Raw genomic sequence first — 17,408 nt, forward strand, 5'->3', positions numbered from 1 at the left:
GGTGCTGGACCGGTACCTGCACCACCTGCGGACGCCCCCTGCCCAGCCCTCGGAGCAGCCGCAGACAGCCCACAACCTAACGAAGCACTACTAGGACACCACGTCCCGGGGCGGCTTGCCGGCCACGAAGTCGGCGGCGTTCTGGACCGCCGCCAGCGCGATCCGTACGAGCGTCTCGCGCGTGACGCCCGCGACATGCGGCGACAGCACCACGTTCGGGGACTTGAGCAACCGCAGGGCCGCGGTGGGCGGTTCGGGGTCGAAGACGTCGATGCCCGCCCCGGCCAGGGCGCCCGCCTCGAGCGCGTCCGCGAGGGCGTCCTGGTCGATCAGGGCGCCCCGCGAGGTGTTGACCACGAACGCGGTCGGCTTGAGGAGCGCGAGCCGTTCGGCGTTCAGCAGATGCCGGGTCTCCTCGGTGAGCGGGGCGTGCAGCGTGACGTAGTCCGAGGTGCGCAGCAGTTCCTCGAGTTCGACATGGCGGGCGCCGCCGAGCCGCGCCTCGGCCTCCGCGCCGACGGACTGCGGACCGGCGTACACGATGCTCATGTCGAACGCGACCGCGCGCCGGGCGACCTCCTCGCCGATGTGGCCGAGCCCGATGATGCCGAGGGTCTTGCCGGACAGTTCGGTGATGGACCGCTGCAGCCTCGGCAGCGCCCAGTCGGCGTCGACGAGCGCGGTGTGCGCCGGGACCAGCTGCTTGGCGAGGGCCAGCATGAGGGCGAAGGTCTGCTCTGCCACGTTCTGCTTCTCGGCGCCGCTGGAGCCGATGTTGCACACCGGCACACCCTTGGCGCGGGCGGCATCCAGATCGACGTAGTCGAAACCGTGGCTCGCGCACTGGAGCAGTTCCAAGTCAGGTGCGGCGGCGAGGTGTTCGGCGGTCACGGGGCCGAGGCCCGTGATGATGACGTGGGCCTTGCGCAGCGCGGCCGGGTCCTCGTCGGTCGTCTCCACGACGGTGACGTCGGCCTCGCCGGGGAAGACGGTGGCGAGCGCGGCGCCTGCGGTGCGGCCCCCGACGTGGGGCGAGACCACGGCCAGAACGTTCTTCGCCACGGCGCTGCCAGTCGTGCCAGTCGTGCCAGTCGTGTCGGACGTGTCGGTCGTGTCGGTCGTGTGGGTCGTGCTCATGCGGATTCCTCGATCAGGTCGTCGGGGCCGAGGGTGGCGGGGCGGGCGTGCCCGGACAGGGCGAGGGTGAGGTCGAACTCGGCGAGCAGACAGCGGACGACGTGTTCGACGCCCGCCTGTCCGTCCAGGCCGAGCCCATAGGCGTACGGGCGTCCGACGAGCACGGCCCGCGCGCCGAGCGCGAGCGCCTTGAAGATGTCGTCGCCGGTGCGGATGCCGCTGTCGAAGAGGACGGTCAGCCGCTCGCCGACCGCCTCGACCACCCGCGGCAGCGCGTCGGCCGCCGCCACCGACCCCGCCACCTGCCGGCCGCCGTGATTGGAGACGACCACGCCGTCCATCCCGGCGTCGGCGGCGCGCCGGGCGTCGTCCGGGTGCAGGATGCCCTTGAGGACGATCGGGCCGTCCCAGTTCTCCCGCAGGAACTCAAGATCGGGCCAGGTCTTGCCCGGGTCCGCGAACATGCCGACGAAGTGCAGCACGGCCGCGTTCGGGTCCTCGTGCACCGGCTTGGCCAGACCAGCCTGGAACGCCGGGTCGGAGAAGTAGTTCGCCGTGCCCACACCGTGCAGGAACGGCAGATACGCCTGGTCGAGGTCGCGCGGACGCCAGGCCAGCAACGGGGTGTCGAGGGTGACGAACAGCGCGGTGAACCCGGCCGCCTTCGCCCGGTCCAGGAAGGACCGGGTGACCTCGCGGTCCTTCGCCCAGTACAGCTGGAACCAGCGCTCCGCCCCGCCCATCGCCTCCGCGACCTGCTCCATGGGCGTGCTGGACGCCGAGGACAGGATGTACGGGACGCCCTGCGCCGCGGCGGCCCGCGCGGCGGCGGACTCCGCGTCCGGATGCATGATCGACAGCACGCCCACGGGCGCGAGCGCCAGCGGCGCGGGCAGGGCGCGCCCCAACACCTCGACGGACAGATCGCGTTCGTGTACGTCACGCAGCATGCGCGGCACGATCCGGCGCCGGTCGAGGGCGGCCCGGTTGGCCCGCGCGGTGCTGCCGTTGCCGGCGCTGCCCGCCACATAGCCGACCGGACCGGGCCCGAGCCGCTGCTCGGTGAGCTCCTCCAGCCGGGTCAGATCGGTGGGCAGCCGCGGTACGGCGCCCGTCATTCCGTTCAGATAGATCTCGTACTGGAAGTCGGCCCAATGCTTAGCCATCCGTACGTCCCGCCTCTCGTCCCTGAGACCGCGCTGTACGCCGTCGATCCTGGCGAAGGTGACAAGAACCGTCCACCGTGGTGCGCACATCGCGCGGCTGGGATCATCACCCTGTGACAAGTCAGCCCGTTGCCGTCAGAGAACACGTCCGGCAGGAGATGGTCGCCGATCCGCGCGTCGTGGCGGCGATCGTCTCGGCGGTCCACGAACAGGTCCCGGTGTACGCCGCGCTCGACGACAGCCGGCTGCCGGAGGTACGGGCCATCGCGGCCTGGGGCCTGGAGCGGCTCCTCCACCTGTGGGTCACCGACGGCGTCCTCGAACCGTCGGACCTGCGGCGCCTGCGAGGCATCGCGGCGGCCCGCGCGGCGGACGGGCGCCCCGTGCAGGCGGTCTTGCGGGCCTACCGGGTGGCGGCGACCGTCCTCACCGACGAGATCGCGGCCCGCGCGCCCCGGCTCGCCGCCGTGGACGCCTTCGCCCTCACCCGGATGCTGCTGACCGCGCTCGACACCCTCTCCGAGGAGATGACCACGGCGTACGCCGCCACCGACGAGGACCTCGCGGCGGACCGTGACCGGGCACTGCGGCTGCTGCTCGACGACCTGATCGCGGGGCGGCACGCCTCGGTGGGTGCGCTGAGCGACCGGTCGGCGCGGCTGGGGGTCCAACTTCCGGACCCCTACTGTCTGTTGGTGGCCGAGCCGGTGGGCGCGGAGCGTCCTGACATGGCGCTGGACGCGGCGACGGGGCTGCTCGAGGCGTTGGCCGTTCCCGGGGACGAGGTGGCTTCGTCCGCGACGGTACGTGGTTCCCGTGCCGTTCTGCTGGTGCCGGGTGCGGCTGCCGCCAGGGCGGGGGCTGTGCTGGGCGCGCGGTCCTGGCGGGGCTGTGCCATCACCGGGGAGAGCCTGGACCGGGTCGCCGTGGCGCATCGGCTCGCCGCCGACGCCCTCGACACGGCGCCCGCCCACGCGCACCGGCCGGGGCGTGTCCTCACGGACGCCGACGCCCATGTCCTCGCCCTGCTCGGCGGGCATCCGGCCGCCGCGCCGGACCATGTCGCCCGCCTCGTTCTCGGGCCGCTCACCGACCCGGGGCAGCGGCATCTCATGGAGGCGCTGACCGCGTACATCGACGCCGGTTCGGCGAACGCCGCGGCGCGGGCGCTCCACCTGCACGCGCAGTCCCTGCGCTATCGCCTGCGGCGCATCCACGTCCTGACGTCCCGTGACCCGCGCGACCCCTGGCAACGCCTCACCCTGGACATCGCCCGCACGATCAGGCCGTAGCCTCCTCGCCCCCGCCGCCCCTACCGGTCCCATACCCGGGGGCTGCGCCCCCGGACCCCCGAATCGCCCGAAGGGCTCGTCCTCAAACGCCGGACGGGCTGAGTGATGCGGGCCGGGTGCACCCTCGAGGCCGAAGCTTCCAGGGGCGCGGGGAACTGCGCGACCAGCCCCCACTCGCCCGCACCCGACGAAACACCCCCCGGGTCCCGCACCCGACGAAAGACACCGCCAGGTAGGGATCAGTGCGCGCGGGGTGTGATGCGGGCCGTCGCCCGGACCGGGCCCCCGTCGGCCCCGGCGAGCCGCATCGGAAACAGGAACACCTCGACCGCGCACCCCGCGGCCTGCGCGTCCGCGACGCCTCCGAGCCCGGTCAGGTTCTCGGCGATCACACCCCCCGCTCCGCACAGCACCCGGTGGGAGGGAAGATCCACAGGACCCGTCGGATCGACGCTCAGCGCGTCGATCCCGACGGTGAGGACACCCGCCGCGACCACGGCCTCCGCCGCCTCGGGCGTGAGCCAGGGATGGGCCGCGTAGTCCTCGGTTCCCCAGTACCGCGACCACCCGGTGGCCAGCAGCAGAACCGAACCGGGCCGCAGCAGACCCAGGGCAGGGGTGAGCAGATCGGGAGTGATCGGCGCCCGCGCCGGCAGTCCACGGACGTCGGCGACGACCGCGGGCCCCGCGAACCGCTCCAGCGGCAGATCGTCCAACGTGGGCCACGCCTCGTCCACGTGGTACGGCGCGTCGACATGCGTACCGGACTGCGACCCCATGTGCAGCCGAAGGACGTTCACTCCGTGCTCGGCGACCCGCAACGCCCTGGAGACCTCCACTTCCGGGTCACCGGGATAGACGGGCATGCCGGTGACCACGGGCACGGACAGGTCGAGCCAGCTCACCATCGGTTCTCCATCAGCTCGTCGACCAGTTCTCCATCGGCCCGTCAACTGCCTTCGACGGCGAGGGCCGCGGGCGTGCCCTCGCTCTCCGTACCGGGACCGGTGATCGGCGGCACCGGAACGTCGACGGTACGGGCCAGCCGCGGGCCCTCGGGCCCGTACACCGCCCGGGGCTCGGGGAACAGTCGCAGCATCGCCAGGTACAGCACGGCGGCGACGGCCAGCGACAGCGGCAGGCTGATGTCGATGCCGTTCGCGAGGTCGCCCAGCGGTCCGACGAACTGGCCGGGGATGTCGGTGAACAGCACACCGACCACGGCGCCCACCCACCAGGCCGTCATGCCGCGCCAGTTCCAGCCGTGCGTGAACCAGTAACGGCCGCCGCGCTGACGGCGGTTGAAGACCTGGAGCGCGTCCGGGTCGTACCAGCCGCGCCGGGTGTAGAACCCGAGCATCATCACGACCATCCAGGGCGTGGTACAGGTGATGATCATCGTGGCGAACGTCGAGATGGACTGCACCAGGTTGAAGCCGAAGCGGCCGATGAAGATGAACGCGATCGACAGGACTCCGACCAGGATCGTCGCCTGGACCCGCGACAGCTTCGGGAACACCGACGAGAAGTCGAGCCCGGTGCCGTACAAGGACGTCGTGCCGGTCGACATGCCGCCGATCAGGGCGAGCAGACACACCGGCAGGAAGAACCAGCTCGGCGAGATGGCCAGCAGGCCCCCCACGAAGTCGGGGGCCGCCGGGTCGACGTACTTCGGCGCCTTGGTCGCGATGATGCTCGCGGTCGCGAGCCCGAAGACGAACGGCAGCAGGGTGGCGATCTGGGACAGGAAGGCGGCGCCGACGACCTTGCGGCGCGGCGCGTTCGCCGGAATGTAACGCGACCAGTCGCCGAGGAACGCGCCGAAGGACACCGGGTTCGACAGCACGATCAGCGCCGAGCCGATGAAGGAGGGCCAGAACAGCGCCTGCGTCGCCGAGTCGGCCGAGGCCGTGAAGGCACCTGCGTACGAGGGGTCGAAGTCCCCGGCGAAGGCGATCGCGCCGAGCAGGAAGAGCAGGGTCGCCGAGGTCACCGCGATCTTGTTGACGAACAGCATGAACCGGAACCCGTAGACGCACACGGCGAGCACCAGACAGCCGAAGAGCGCGTACGCGACCACGTACGACAGATTGTTCTGCTCCAGTCCGAACAGCCGGTGCGCGCCGCCGACCAGGGCGTCGCCGGAGCTCCACACCGAGATCGAGAAGAACGCGACAGCTGTGAGGAGGGACAGGAACGAGCCGACGACCCGGCCGTGCACACCGAGGTGCGCGGAGGAGGCGACCGCGTTGTTGGTGCCGTTGGCCGGGCCGAACATCGCCATCGGGCACAGGATCAAGGCCCCGACGACGACTCCCAGGAGGGTGGCCGCCAGCCCCTGCCAGAAGGAGAGGCCGAAGAGGATGGGGAAGGCCCCGAGGACGCAGGTGGAGAAGGTGTTCGCACCGCCGAAGGCGACTCTGAACAGGTCGAGCGGCGACGCGGTGCGGTCCGCGTCGGGGATGCGCTCGACGCCGTAGGTCTCCACCTCGGTGAGAGACGGCGACGGCGTGGCGGGGGAGTTCTCGGACAAGGGTGCTCCAGCGAAGTGCCTGTGCCCGGACGCGGGCGGTGGAGCGCCGGGTGGCGCGAGGGGAGGGCGGCCCCGTTGTCGCCGCGGGGTGTGCGGCGGAAGCGGACGCTGTCCTGAGGAGGTCTGCCGACGTTATGGCCGGGTCGGTGACCTGCGCCAGAAGGTAAAACATCCATCTTCCGTGCCCGGAGTGGAGCATTCGTCCAGAGGAGTGTCCAGTGGAGTGTCTGTCCATCGCGGGAGCTGCCCGGCGGTGGCTCAGTGCTCCGGACCGGGCTCAGGCGCGGAGCGCCAGCCGTGCCAGCGGTGGACGGTGACGGCGATCACCGGGCCGTCCGGCGGCCGCTGCCGGTACTGCGCGTACTTCTCGCGCAGCAGGGCGATCGCCGCCGTGTACTCGTCCTGTGTACCGGGCGGCAGAACGCGGGCGTCGCCGTCCGCCCGTACCCACCACAGCCGGTCCCAGTCCTCGTCGTAGACATCGACGAGCAGGCACACGGCGGGGTGGGCGGCGATGTTGCGCAGCCGCCGCAGCCGCCGCGACCTCTTGGGTTTGTGGTCGACGGCGGTGACGAGCTCGCCGCCGCGCGCCGCGAAGACGAGGGGCACGAGGTGCGGGCGTCCCTCGGCGTCCACCGTCGCCAGGCGCGCCACCCGTGCCGCCATGAACCGGCGGCGCGCCTCCTCCTCGTCCATGTCCGGCACGGTGAGCTCCGATTCCCCGGCGGCGGGAACACGGTGAGCCCGCAATCCCCGGCGGCCGGAAAGCGTCAGCGGTGGGCGGACACGGCCTCGGCCAGTTCGTCGAGTGTGCGCAGTGTCTCGTCCTCCGGCTGGGTCGGCAGGTACAGCAGCACGCGGTCGACGCCGAGTTCCGCGTAGGTGTCGAGGGACTCCCGGTCGCTTCCGCCCGCGTAGACCACGACGGCCGGCCGGTCACCGGCCGTCTTGCGCATCTGTTCGATGCGCGCGCCCAGTTCCTTGGGCGGTACGGCGCTGGGCAGCCACGCCGCCCCGTACTCGGCGACGCGGGCGAAGGTGCGCTCGCTGTTGCCCCCGACCCAGATGGGCGGGTGCGGCCGCTGGACCGGCTTGGGCCAGGCGTAGACCGGTGCGAAGTCGACGAAGTCGCCGTGGAACTCGGCCTCGTCCTTGGTCCACAGCTCGATCATGGCGCGAATACGCTCGTCCATCAGCCGGCCGCGGGAGGCCGGATCCGTTCCGTGGTTGCGCATCTCCTCCCGGTTCCATCCGGCACCGACGCCGAACACGGTACGGCCGCCGGAGATCAGGTCGAGGGAGGCGATCTCCTTCGCGGTGGTGATGGGATCACGCTGGACCACCAGAGCGATCCCCGTGCCCAGGAGCAGGTCCCGGGTCACGGAGGCAGCGGCGGCGAGCGCCACGAACGGATCGAGCGTGCGGTAGTAGACGCGGGGCAGGTCGCCGCCGCCCGGATACGGCGTTTCCCGGTTCACCGGGATGTGCGAGTGCTCGGCCAGCAGCAGCGTGTCGAACCCGCGCTCTTCCAGAGCGGGTCCCAGGGCCCTGGGGCCGATGCCCTCGTCGGTGATGAACGTCGACACTCCGAACTTCATCCGCGACCACCTCTCTTGTCGGCTGTTGCAGCCAGTGTGACGTGGCCGGTCACTCCTCGTCAGGTGTGGCGTCCCGCGGCGTGGCGTCCGGACCCTGGGCCCGGACCCGCTGCACATGCTCCAGCGAGTCGCGCAGTTCCGTCAGCCAGTCGTCGGCGTGGCGCTGGACGAGGCGGACGCACCAGGCGAGGGCGTCGCTGCGGCTGCGCGCGACCCCGGCGGCGATGAGGGTGTCGAGGACCTGGCGCTCGGGCTGGCGCAACCGGGTCATGACGGGCGCTGCGATGTGGGTGAACAGGGCGCGCTCGCCCCCGCACTCCACACCCCAGGAGACCTTCTTGCCGAACCGGTGCTCGGCCTCTCGTGCCACCGCGACCCGGTCGTCGCGGGTGCGCTCGCGGAATTCCTGGATACGGGCCTGGGCGGCCGCTTCCTTCTCGGCGTCCGAGGCGCCTGCGGCGAGCCCGGGCTCGGGGATGCGGCCGACGACGGTGATCTCCTCCCGGTCGACCGCCACCTCCACCAGGCTCTCGAAGAGATCGTCGGGCAGGCGGCCGGCGAACCAGCCGCGCAGCTTCTCGTGCTGCTCTGAAGTAATCATGTAATGACGATTACTCCATTGCGGGGAAGAAGCAAGAGGGTCCGCCGGGGGCTGAACCGGAATGTTTCAGGCCTATTGCGGAGCCGGGGGAATCCGGCCAGGAGGGTGTCCTGGGCGATCAACAACCCCTCAGTTCCGGGGCTTGAACGTTCGAATTTCGTAACTTCGCGCCACTGATTCAATACTCAAGGTTACTGAAACGCATGGGGTCGATGTGTGTTTCCGGTCCGGACTCGGCAGACTCGCGCTCGCCGCACCGGCACCCAACCGAGCCGGTACTGCATTCAATCGAGCGGAAGGATGCACACAATGCCGAACACCGCGCGTTGGGCAGCGACTCTCACCCTCACGGCCGCTGCCGTCTGCGGCCCCCTCGGGGGGTCCGCCCTCGCCAACCCCGCCCACGCGACCCAGACGGCTGAGACCCGGCCGGCCACGAGCCAGGCCCACGCCACGCCGGCCCACGCCACGCCGGCTCTCGCCCCCTCAGGGCTCTACGCCCCCTCGGCCCTGGTACTCACCATGGGCCACGGAGAGACCGCCGCAACCGTCACCCCGGAGCGCGCGGTCACACTGAACTGCGCTCCGACCCCCTCCGGCACCCACCCCGCCGCCTACGACGCCTGCGCCGAACTCCGCGCGGTGAACGGTGACCTCGACGCCCTGACCCTCAGAGACGGCGCACTGTGTACGCGGCAGTTCGATCCGGTGGTCGTCACCGTCGAGGGTGTCTGGCGCGGCAAGCGCGTCGCGTACGAACGGACCTTCGCCAACGAGTGCGTGAAGAACTCCTACGGGACGAGCTTCTTCACGTTCTGAGAGACCGGGATCGCGCGGCCTTCGTGAGCGTCGAGCGGGGTCAGTAGGTGGGGAGTGCGCGCCCCGGCACGGAGTACGACGCGATCCCGCATCGGGGGTCGGTCAGGCGGAGTGGGGCCGCCGACCGGCCCCCGACATCTTTCTGCCCCGTCACGGCCGACTCGTGCGTGGCGCTGCCCGTCCCGGGCCGGCTGCCGCATTCGACGGCCGCCGACGGCGTCGTACGCCTGGTGAACCACGGCTGCGACCGGCTGCCGCCGCCGCCCGCCCCGGACGAGGACAGCCCGCACTGCACGAGGTTCGCCTGCGCCGGCGCGGCCCCGCCCGACACCGCGGTGGCCGGGATCGACGCCGGGATCCCGGACTCGCCGGTGGGAGCGCCCGGGGCACGACCGGGGTCGGGGTTCTGATCCGCTTTCCGGACGGCTCGGAGGAGGAACGGCCGGGCGGCCCTGCCGGTGCGGCGATTCCGGTGGTGCCGGGAGGCCGGCCGACGGCGGAAAGCGGCTGAGCAGGCGCGCTCCAGACCTGGGTCGTCAACCGCGAGCCCAGTTCAACGTCCGCGTCGTGGGAACCATCGCCAAGAACAGCCGCACGATCAACTTCCAGTGCTGCTTCACCGGGATGGTGGCCCAGGGCGAGACCGAAGCGGCCACCATGAAGATCACGACGAAGGCCGGCATACCCCAGAGCCGGCCCTCCGGTGTCCGCTGCACCCGAGGCGGCACACGCGGGAGACCGTGCCGGTCCCTTCCCGCTCTCCGCTGGCCGCGGCTCCCCAGGGGCCGGGGACTACGCAGGCGATGGGCTGCGCGGTGGCGCCTCCGCATCGTGCCGTGCATCTTCGCGCGGGCCCGGGCCGGTGCGCTGATGCGCCGACTGGGCAGTATCTGCCCAGCCGCTGCCTGCTCGTGGGGGGCGCCCTGCGTTCTAGCTACCGTGCCGCGTCGTCCATGCTGTTCGCCGCGGTGTTCCTGGCGGGCTGCTCGCCGGCCGCAACGGGCGGATCTGAGTCGGCCGGCTCTACCCGCAGACTGCGGTAGTCGTTGGGGTCGCCGCCGAGCTGAAGGCTGATCAAGTGGTCGTACTCGGCATCGCCCATGCGGTCCTTGTAGCCGTGGGAGGCTGCGTTCAGAGTCTTCTCCCTACCGGTGACGAACGTGGACAGCCGGGTGCCGGAGGTGTACCTGCCCTTGCGGCAGATCGTGGACTTCAGATTGGCCTGCGTGACCGCGGGAGAGACCGCACCGGGCGTGCGCGCCACCGCGTGCATCCGCGCCCGAAGACCCCGTGTATCCGGGCCTGCCGGGGCAGGCGGCGAGTCGCTCGGCGAGCGCGGTCCGCTGCGGTCGGGTCCGGGAGTCCAGCCAAGGTAGGTCCACGAGCTGCCACCGGGCGATCTCGCAGGCCCACATCTGTCCCTTATCGTAGCTTTTGGTGTCGTGTCTCGGCGGATGGGATGGAGTTGGGGCCGTGGCGTTCGCGGAGTCGGCCGACGGTGGTGAGTCGATGCCCTCTCCCGATCCGGCCCCGGAGTCCGAGCGACGGTCCTGGGCACCGCTGCTGGCGGTGTGCGCCGGGTATTTCATGGTGATCCTGGATGTGACGGCCATCAACGTCGCCGTGCCGGTGATCGGCCGCGAACTGTCGGCCTCGCTCACCGGCATCCAGTGGATCACCGACGGGTACACCATGGTCTTCGCCGGGTTCCTGCTGACCGGTGGCGCGCTCGGTGACCGGCTGGGCAACCGTCGGGTCTTCTGCACGGGCGTGGCGGTGTTCACTCTGTCCTCGGCCGCGTGCGCGCTCGCGCCGAGCGCTCCGTCCCTGGTTGCGGCCCGGTTGGCGGAAGGGCTCGGCGCGGCTCTGATCGTGCCCGGTTCCCTGGCCCTGCTCCAGCAGGCCTACTCGGCGCCGGCCGCACGCTCGCGCGCCTTCGGACTGTGGGGTTCGATGGCGGGCATCGCGGCCGCCGCTGGTCCGCTGCTGGGTGGGCTGCTCGTCTCCACGATGGGTTGGCGCTGGGTGTTCCTCATCAACCTGCCCATCGGTGCGGCCTGCCTGGTGCTGACGCTGCGGCATGTGGCACGCTCGCCCCGGCGCGCCGCCCGGGCACTGGACTGGCCAGCGCAGTGCGCGGTGGTCGCGGCGGTGGCGCTGCTGACCGCGGCGCTCAACGAGGCCGGGCGGCGGGGCTGGTCCGATCCGGCTGTCCTCGCCGGGGTGGGCCTGCCCGTGCTGGCCGCCGCGGCGTTCGCGGTGCGCGAGCGGCTGGCCCGCTCTCCCGTCCTTCCGCCGAGCCTGCTGTGCTCTCGTGCGTTGAGCGGCGGAGCCGTCATCGGCCTGCTGTTCAACTTCGGCTTCTACGGCATGGTGTTCACCGCCAGTCTGGAATTCCAGCACCAGCGCGGCTTCAGCGCCCTCGGCACCGGGCTGGCGCTGTTCCCGGCGGTGGCGATGACCATGTTCGCCTCCGTCCTGTCCGGGCGCCTGACCCGCCGCACCGGCGATCGTCCACTGGTGATCTCCGGCATGCTCCTGGCTGCCCTGGGGCTGGCCGGCTGGGCCGCGGCGGGAGCCGACCCCGCCTACCCGCTGCTGGTCGCCCCGATGATGGCCGCGGGATTCGGTACCTCCTTCGCCCTCACCGGTTCAACCGCCACCGCGATGGGTGCCGCGCCCTCGGCCTACTCAGGCGCCGCCTCCGCCCTGTTCAACACCACCCGCCAGATCGGCAGCGCCACCGGCGTCGCGCTCGGCGGCAGCCTGCTCGCCACAGCCACCGACTACAACACCGGGCTGCGCATCAGCATGGCCATCGGCGCGCTCGCCTACCTGGCCGCCGCAGGCCTCGCGTGGCTGTGCGTGCCGACGCTACCGAAAATGACCTAGGACGTCTTGGGGCCGTCCGGCAGGCCAGGACAGTCTGCGACTCGCCGGCCAGAAGACTGGATGCGGAATCCGGGCCACCGATTTCCCCGTCGTGGCGGGCCTGCCGTTGTGCGTTCAGCGGGCGGGGTGATGGTGATCGGCTGGTCGGGACAGATGGCGAGACGCTCAGCCAGGGCGGTCTGCTCGGCCGGGCCGACGGTCAGCCGGCAACGGGTCATGTCGGCGATTCAGCGGGTGACGTAGGTGCACCAGTAGCCGGCGTACGGGGGCAGCCACTGGGTCGGGTCCTTGTCGGCCTTGGACCGGTTGGAGGCGGCGGATACCGCGATGAGCGCGCGCGGTTCGTCCAGGTCGTCGGCGTATGCCGCGCGCTCCCTGGGTGCCCAGGCGGAGGCACCGGAGTCCCAGGCCAGGCCCCGGTGAGCCGGACCAGGAGGTCGACGACGAGCTGGCGGGCGTTGTCGAGGTACTGGCCGTCGTACGGGCAGTACCAGCTGCCGCCGGTCAGCGCGCAGCCCGAGCCGACCTCGGGCGCGGAGACGGCTTCGCCCAGGAGGACTTCGGCGCGGGTGTTGCAGCCGTCCTTGTCCGCGTCGTCCAGGTGACCTCGCCGGACGTCCAGACATCCCGCACGACCAGCTGAGCCGGATCACACACCGCTTCGGCCCCGGCGCACCCGCCCTCGACACCGGCGGCGACCCACTGACCAGACTCCTGTGCCTGCTCACCGAAGCCCAGAGCAGTATCCAGGGGCGCGCGTTCGACAGTGCGGAACTGCCCGCCGAGGCGACTGCCGCCGAGACCGGCGGACAGGAAGTCTGCGAACCCCTCCCAGAAGCAGAAACTCCGCAATCGGCGCCCGCCGGCGCCGCGGCACAGGCCGCGAAGGAGCAGCGCGGCCCCCGGACGGATGCTCCCATCGACGAGCCGCCGCCAGGCCTGGAGGGAGCGGCAGGGGAGCGCGTCGCCCTCACCACGGCCGACCGCTACTACCTGGCGTGGACGGATCACCAGACCGAGCACGGCGACGAACCGACGGCTGAGCAACTGTCCGCCTATCTCGCAAAGAAGGGCATGCGCGGCCGTGGTGGGAAGCCTGTCAGCCCCGCCGACCTGCGCCGCCACTTCCTGCCTTCCCGCGCCTGCGACGTCTGGGCCGAGTACCGGATGCGCAGTGAGGAACCTGCGGCGGACGCCGTTGCGCAGGAGTGCGCAGCCCGCGGGATCACAGCCCAGTACAACAAGCCCGTGACCACCGACCACACCACCGAGAACGCCGACGACTTCGAGCGGCGCCGGCAAGGCCCTCACCCGCCACCACGCCGACCCGCAGCAACGACGCGGGCAAGGGGAGAAGAGGAGGCCATGGCCCAACGGCCTGAACGGCGGGTCTTGACAACGATGTCGATCGGCGGCATTTTCCACCAGGCGCGAACGGTGGTCGATGCACCTTCACGACGGGCCACAGGCCCGCTTCAGGACGGAGTTGTCCATGAGAAGAAGATCAGCGTTACGCACGGCGCGGTTCCTGCGAAGACGTGTCACGGTCCTCGCCCTCGCAAGCAGCCTGGCGGCCATGACGGTGACCGGTATCGAAGAGGCGTCGGCGGACGCACCGACGGCCCACCGTACTGCGTCGGTGACGTCCGGCAACGCGCGTTTCCAGGTCCTGTCCCCGACCCTGATACGTACGGAGTACGCGCAGGACGGGAAGTTCACCGACAGCGCGACCTCCAACGCGATCGGCCGCACCGCGTTCGCGCCGACCTCGTACACCTCAAGCACGTCCGGCGGCTGGCTGACCATCAGCACGAGCGCGCTCACCCTCCGATACCAGGAGGGTTCCGGACCCTTCGACGCCCAGAATCTCTCCGTGCAGTTGTCGGCCGGTGGGTCACCGGTCAGCGCCACGCCGTGGAAGCGCCTCACATGTGCCCTCGGCGCCCTGTGCGAGGCGGAGCAACTGCCCCACAGCGGGGTCGGCGTCGCCTCGGACCACACCGGTTACACCGGCTCCGGTTTCGTGGCCGGCTTCGAGGGGACGGGCGACTCCTTGTCGGCCGACGTCGACGTCGCCACGTCGGGGACCTACCAGTTCGACGCCCGCTACGCCAACTCCCTCGGGGGCGACGGCCAGACCACGACGCGCACCCTGACGTTGTCGGTGGACGGCGGCGCGAACCGGTCGGTGAGCCTGCCGGTCACCGCGAACTGGAATACCTGGGGCCTGGCGAGCAGCGCGGTGCAACTCGGCGCCGGCCACCACATCATCACGCTGGCCAGGACCGCCGCGGACTCCGGGAACGTCAACATCGACAGCGTTGCCCTGGTGAACCAGGGCGGCAGTCTTCCGCCGACATCCGCGTCCGCGATCACGGCCTGCGGGTTCGGCGTGAACTGCGAGGCCGAGGCCGACCGCATCTCGGGCTCGGCGATCACGGCCACCGACCATGCCGGCTACTCCGGCAGTGGCTTCGTCGGGGAACTGAACCAAGGGGCAGGCGTGTCGGCCCACGTGGTCGGCGTACCGGCGGACGGCACCTATGCGTTGCAGGTGCGCTACGCCAACGCCACCGGCGGTGACGGCCTTCACCAGACTCGTACGGCGACGGTGTCCTCCGGGAGCACCACGCAGACCCTGTCGCTGCCCGTCACCGACAACTGGGACACCTGGAAAACCGCAACGGTCCCCGTCACCCTCAAGGCCGGAGCCAACGACATCTCCGTCGGCTGTCCGGACGCCGCGAGCTGTCATGTCAACCTCGACACGATCTCCGTCACGGCGGCCGGCTCGCCGGCCCCGCAACCGCACCTGGCACTCGGCGGCTACCGCCGCAGCCTCGACGGCGTCAACGGCGACAACGGCGCGCCGCCCACCACGCCCGGTCTGCTGTACAAGGACGGCTGGTACCTGCTCGACGACACTGCCTCGGCTCTGTACGACACCGGCGCCCGCCACGTCACCCAGCGCCCTTCCCATGACGGCGCGCCCTACCAGGACGGCTACCTCTTCGGCTACGGCCACCACTACAAGCAGGCCCTGTCCGACCTGACCACCCTCACCGGGCCGCCCCAACTGCTCCCGCAGTGGGCGTACGGCGTGTGGTACTCGGAGTACATCGACCGCACCGCCGCCGACTACGAGAACACGATCCTGCCCGCCTTCCGCTCCGAGGGCGTGCCCCTGGACGTCCTGGTGACCGACACCGACTTCAAGTCACCCAACACCTGGAGCGGTTGGGAGATCGACAAGGCCAAGTTCCCCGATCCGAAGGGTTTCTTCGACTGGGCTGCCGCCCAGGGCCTGCACGACACGCTCAACATCCACCCGAGCATTCTCAGCAGCGACCCGCAGTTCGCCCAGGCCCAGGCGACCGCCAAGGGCAAGCTGCTCAAGGGTGGTTGTGCCCCTGCCGCGAGCAGCGGGTCCGGGGACTGCTACACCTTCGACTGGGGCGACCCCGACCAGCTGAAGGCGTACATGGACCTGCATCAGACCATGGACCAGCAGGGCAACGACTTCTGGTGGCTCGACTGGTGCTGCGACAACTCCCAGTCCTCGCTGCCCGGCGTCACTCCCGACGCGTGGATCAACCAGCAGTACGCCACAGACGCCGACAAGACCATCGGCCGCGGATTCGTCGTCTCCCGCGCCTACGGCTCCCTCCAGGCGGGCGGCTACAGCGGCCAGCAGGGGCTGCCCACCGGACCGTGGGCCGACAAGCGCACCACCGTCCACTTCACCGGCGACACCGCCTCCACCTGGGGCACCCTGAAGGCGGAGGTCGGCTACACCCCGGGCGAAGCGGCCGCCACCGGCATGTCGGCGATCAGTCACGACATCGGCGGCCACAACGACACCACGAACCTGACCGGTTCGGAGACCTACACCTCCGACGGCACGACCCACACCACGCACAAACTCCCCGACGACATGTACGCCCGCTGGGTGCAGCTCGGCACCTTCCAGCCCATCGACCGTCTGCACAGCAACCACAGCGACCGCCTGCCCTGGCAGTACAGCGCCGCGGCTCGCGCATCCGCGGACAAGTTCCTCAACCTGCGTGAGAATCTGGTGCCCTACACCTATTCGCTCGCGCAGCAGGCCAACACGACCGGCGTCCCCGTCACCCGCCCGACGTACCTGGAATACCCCGACGAGCCCCAGGCGTACGCCACGGCCGGCAGCGAGTACTTCTACGGCCCCGACATGCTCGTCGCCCCCGTCACCACCCCCGGCACCACGGCGACGACCTCGGTATGGTTCCCGCCCGGCAACCAGTGGACCGACTACTTCACCGGGCAGACCTACGCGGGCGGTACCACCCAGAACATCACCACCGGCCTCGACACCATGCCGGTGTTCGTCAGAGCCGGCGCCGTCGTCCCGACCCGCACGAGCAACGTCACCAGCAACGACAAGGCCCCGCTGACCAAGGTCACGCTCACCGTCGCCGCGGGCGCCTCCGGCTCCTACGCCCTCTACGAGGACGACGGAACCACCGGGCCCGGCCACAGCGCCATCACGAAGATCCGGTACCGGGAGAACGGCGCCAAGCACACGGTGACGATCAACCCCACCACTGGGACCTTCCACGGCCGGCTCAAAACCCGGCAATGGACCGTCTCCCTCCTCGGCGTCACCACCCCGAGCACCGTCCGAATAGGGGGGTCCCAACTGTCCCCCGATGACTACCACTTCGACAGCACGACCCGCACCCTCACCATCACGCTGCCCCCGCAGAGCCTGCGCGCGCCGACCACCGTTTACGTGCAGTCGACCACCACCCGACCGCCGACGGGCCCCGGTATCCGCAGGGCCCGTGACAGCGCGCAGTCCTAGGCGACGGGCCGTCGACCAGCCCGCTACGCCAAAACCCGGACAGCGAACGGCCCGCCTCAACTTCTCTGAGGCGGGCCGACGTCATGCCGTCACCAGATCACCGGTACCAGTACTTCACCCCACGGTGATGCGAACACGTCCCCTGAAAGTGCGCCGAGTACGAGTAGCTGGCGTCCTTGCACTTCGCCATCTCACCCGTCGACAAGGCCGTCACCCAGTGGCTCGAACACGATCCGGACCACTTGCAACAGCTCGTCAAATGGCAGAACGAGCAGGCGCAGAGAAAGGCCAAGGGGAAGCTGCTGAATCTCAAGAGGATCCGCTGGGAGGTGAGGGACGTCGCAACCAGGGGCGGACCGATAGGCTACAAGTGGGTCAAGGGGGAAGAAGGTGTACACGACCAGGGAGCACTTCCCGTCCCGTACCGTCGACCCCGGCCCCGTCACGGTGTGGCTCATGCTGGCGGACTCAGCGGTCGACCAGTTCGACCGCTCCAAGGCCGCCCGACTGGGCCAGGACGTGCTGCG

The 17,408-nt window shown here is 70.7% G+C and carries 16 protein-coding genes; 6 read left to right on the forward strand and 10 right to left on the reverse strand.

The window, feature by feature from the left end:
• Positions 1 to 90: 90 nt before the first annotated feature.
• Positions 91 to 1,137, reverse strand: a complete 1,047-nt coding sequence (locus ACIQTP_RS35675; RefSeq protein WP_403407788.1) for a 2-hydroxyacid dehydrogenase — start codon at positions 1,135 to 1,137, stop codon at positions 91 to 93.
• Positions 1,134 to 2,303: a lactate 2-monooxygenase gene (locus ACIQTP_RS35680; RefSeq protein WP_403407790.1), complete on the reverse strand. Its 1,170-nt coding sequence runs from the start codon at positions 2,301 to 2,303 to the stop codon at positions 1,134 to 1,136. The genes ACIQTP_RS35675 and ACIQTP_RS35680 overlap by 4 nt, the downstream gene beginning before the upstream one ends.
• A 113-nt stretch (positions 2,304 to 2,416) precedes the next feature.
• Here ACIQTP_RS35680 and ACIQTP_RS35685 point away from each other — a divergent pair, with 113 nt between their 5' ends.
• Positions 2,417 to 3,595 carry a helix-turn-helix domain-containing protein gene (locus tag ACIQTP_RS35685; RefSeq protein WP_403407792.1) on the forward strand — a complete coding sequence of 393 codons (1,179 nt, stop codon included), beginning with the start codon at positions 2,417 to 2,419 and terminating at the stop codon, positions 3,593 to 3,595.
• A 239-nt stretch (positions 3,596 to 3,834) separates the two neighbouring features.
• Here the strand turns inward: ACIQTP_RS35685 and ACIQTP_RS35690 are convergent, their stop codons facing one another.
• The 5 genes from ACIQTP_RS35690 to ACIQTP_RS35710 all read right to left on the reverse strand — a co-directional run bounded on the left by ACIQTP_RS35690 (position 3,835) and on the right by ACIQTP_RS35710 (position 8,327).
• The gene (locus ACIQTP_RS35690) at positions 3,835 to 4,503 is read right to left on the reverse strand and encodes a cyclase family protein (protein ID WP_403407794.1); all 669 of its coding nucleotides are present in this window, start codon (positions 4,501 to 4,503) and stop codon (positions 3,835 to 3,837) included.
• Between the two features lie 41 nt (positions 4,504 to 4,544).
• On the reverse strand, positions 4,545 to 6,128 hold the full coding sequence (locus ACIQTP_RS35695) for a purine-cytosine permease family protein (protein ID WP_402033113.1): 1,584 nt from the start codon (positions 6,126 to 6,128) through the stop codon (positions 4,545 to 4,547).
• A gap of 258 nt (positions 6,129 to 6,386) precedes the next feature.
• Positions 6,387 to 6,833 carry a TIGR03668 family PPOX class F420-dependent oxidoreductase gene (locus ACIQTP_RS35700; protein ID WP_403407796.1) on the reverse strand — a complete coding sequence of 149 codons (447 nt, stop codon included), beginning with the start codon at positions 6,831 to 6,833 and terminating at the stop codon, positions 6,387 to 6,389.
• A gap of 65 nt (positions 6,834 to 6,898) precedes the next feature.
• On the reverse strand, positions 6,899 to 7,726 hold the full coding sequence (locus ACIQTP_RS35705; RefSeq protein ID WP_403407798.1) for an LLM class F420-dependent oxidoreductase: 828 nt from the start codon (positions 7,724 to 7,726) through the stop codon (positions 6,899 to 6,901).
• Positions 7,727 to 7,775: 49 nt separating this feature from the next.
• On the reverse strand, positions 7,776 to 8,327 hold the full coding sequence (locus tag ACIQTP_RS35710; RefSeq protein ID WP_403407800.1) for a hypothetical protein: 552 nt from the start codon (positions 8,325 to 8,327) through the stop codon (positions 7,776 to 7,778).
• Positions 8,328 to 8,636: 309 nt separating this feature from the next.
• Here ACIQTP_RS35710 and ACIQTP_RS35715 point away from each other — a divergent pair, with 309 nt between their 5' ends.
• Positions 8,637 to 9,146: a subtilase-type protease inhibitor gene (locus tag ACIQTP_RS35715; protein WP_403407802.1), complete on the forward strand. Its 510-nt coding sequence runs from the start codon at positions 8,637 to 8,639 to the stop codon at positions 9,144 to 9,146.
• A 167-nt stretch (positions 9,147 to 9,313) separates the two neighbouring features.
• A complete protein-coding gene (locus tag ACIQTP_RS35720) occupies positions 9,314 to 9,556 on the forward strand; it encodes a hypothetical protein (RefSeq protein ID WP_403407804.1) in 243 nt (80 codons plus the stop codon).
• A gap of 126 nt (positions 9,557 to 9,682) precedes the next feature.
• Here ACIQTP_RS35720 and ACIQTP_RS35725 read toward each other — a convergent pair whose 3' ends face one another.
• Both ACIQTP_RS35725 and ACIQTP_RS35730 read right to left on the reverse strand, forming a co-directional pair.
• Positions 9,683 to 9,829, reverse strand: a complete 147-nt coding sequence (locus ACIQTP_RS35725; protein ID WP_403407806.1) for a hypothetical protein — start codon at positions 9,827 to 9,829, stop codon at positions 9,683 to 9,685.
• Between the two features lie 251 nt (positions 9,830 to 10,080).
• On the reverse strand, positions 10,081 to 10,410 hold the full coding sequence (locus tag ACIQTP_RS35730) for a hypothetical protein (protein ID WP_403407808.1): 330 nt from the start codon (positions 10,408 to 10,410) through the stop codon (positions 10,081 to 10,083).
• Positions 10,411 to 10,655: 245 nt separating this feature from the next.
• Between ACIQTP_RS35730 and ACIQTP_RS35735 the strand changes: the two genes are divergently transcribed.
• From ACIQTP_RS35735 to ACIQTP_RS35745, 3 genes are all read left to right on the forward strand, one after another.
• Positions 10,656 to 12,038 carry an MFS transporter gene (locus ACIQTP_RS35735; RefSeq protein ID WP_403408052.1) on the forward strand — a complete coding sequence of 461 codons (1,383 nt, stop codon included), beginning with the start codon at positions 10,656 to 10,658 and terminating at the stop codon, positions 12,036 to 12,038.
• Between the two features lie 379 nt (positions 12,039 to 12,417).
• Positions 12,418 to 12,681 carry a hypothetical protein gene (locus ACIQTP_RS35740; protein ID WP_403407810.1) on the forward strand — a complete coding sequence of 88 codons (264 nt, stop codon included), beginning with the start codon at positions 12,418 to 12,420 and terminating at the stop codon, positions 12,679 to 12,681.
• A 933-nt stretch (positions 12,682 to 13,614) separates the two neighbouring features.
• Entirely contained in the window at positions 13,615 to 16,881 is a 3,267-nt protein-coding gene (locus ACIQTP_RS35745; RefSeq protein ID WP_403407812.1) for a TIM-barrel domain-containing protein, read from the forward strand.
• A gap of 97 nt (positions 16,882 to 16,978) precedes the next feature.
• Here the strand turns inward: ACIQTP_RS35745 and ACIQTP_RS35750 are convergent, their stop codons facing one another.
• Entirely contained in the window at positions 16,979 to 17,071 is a 93-nt protein-coding gene (locus ACIQTP_RS35750) for a DUF3761 domain-containing protein (RefSeq protein WP_235613812.1), read from the reverse strand.
• Positions 17,072 to 17,408 lie beyond the last annotated feature (337 nt).

Source organism: Streptomyces sp. NPDC090798 (assembly GCF_044768965.1).
Lineage (GTDB): Bacteria > Actinomycetota > Actinomycetes > Streptomycetales > Streptomycetaceae > Streptomyces.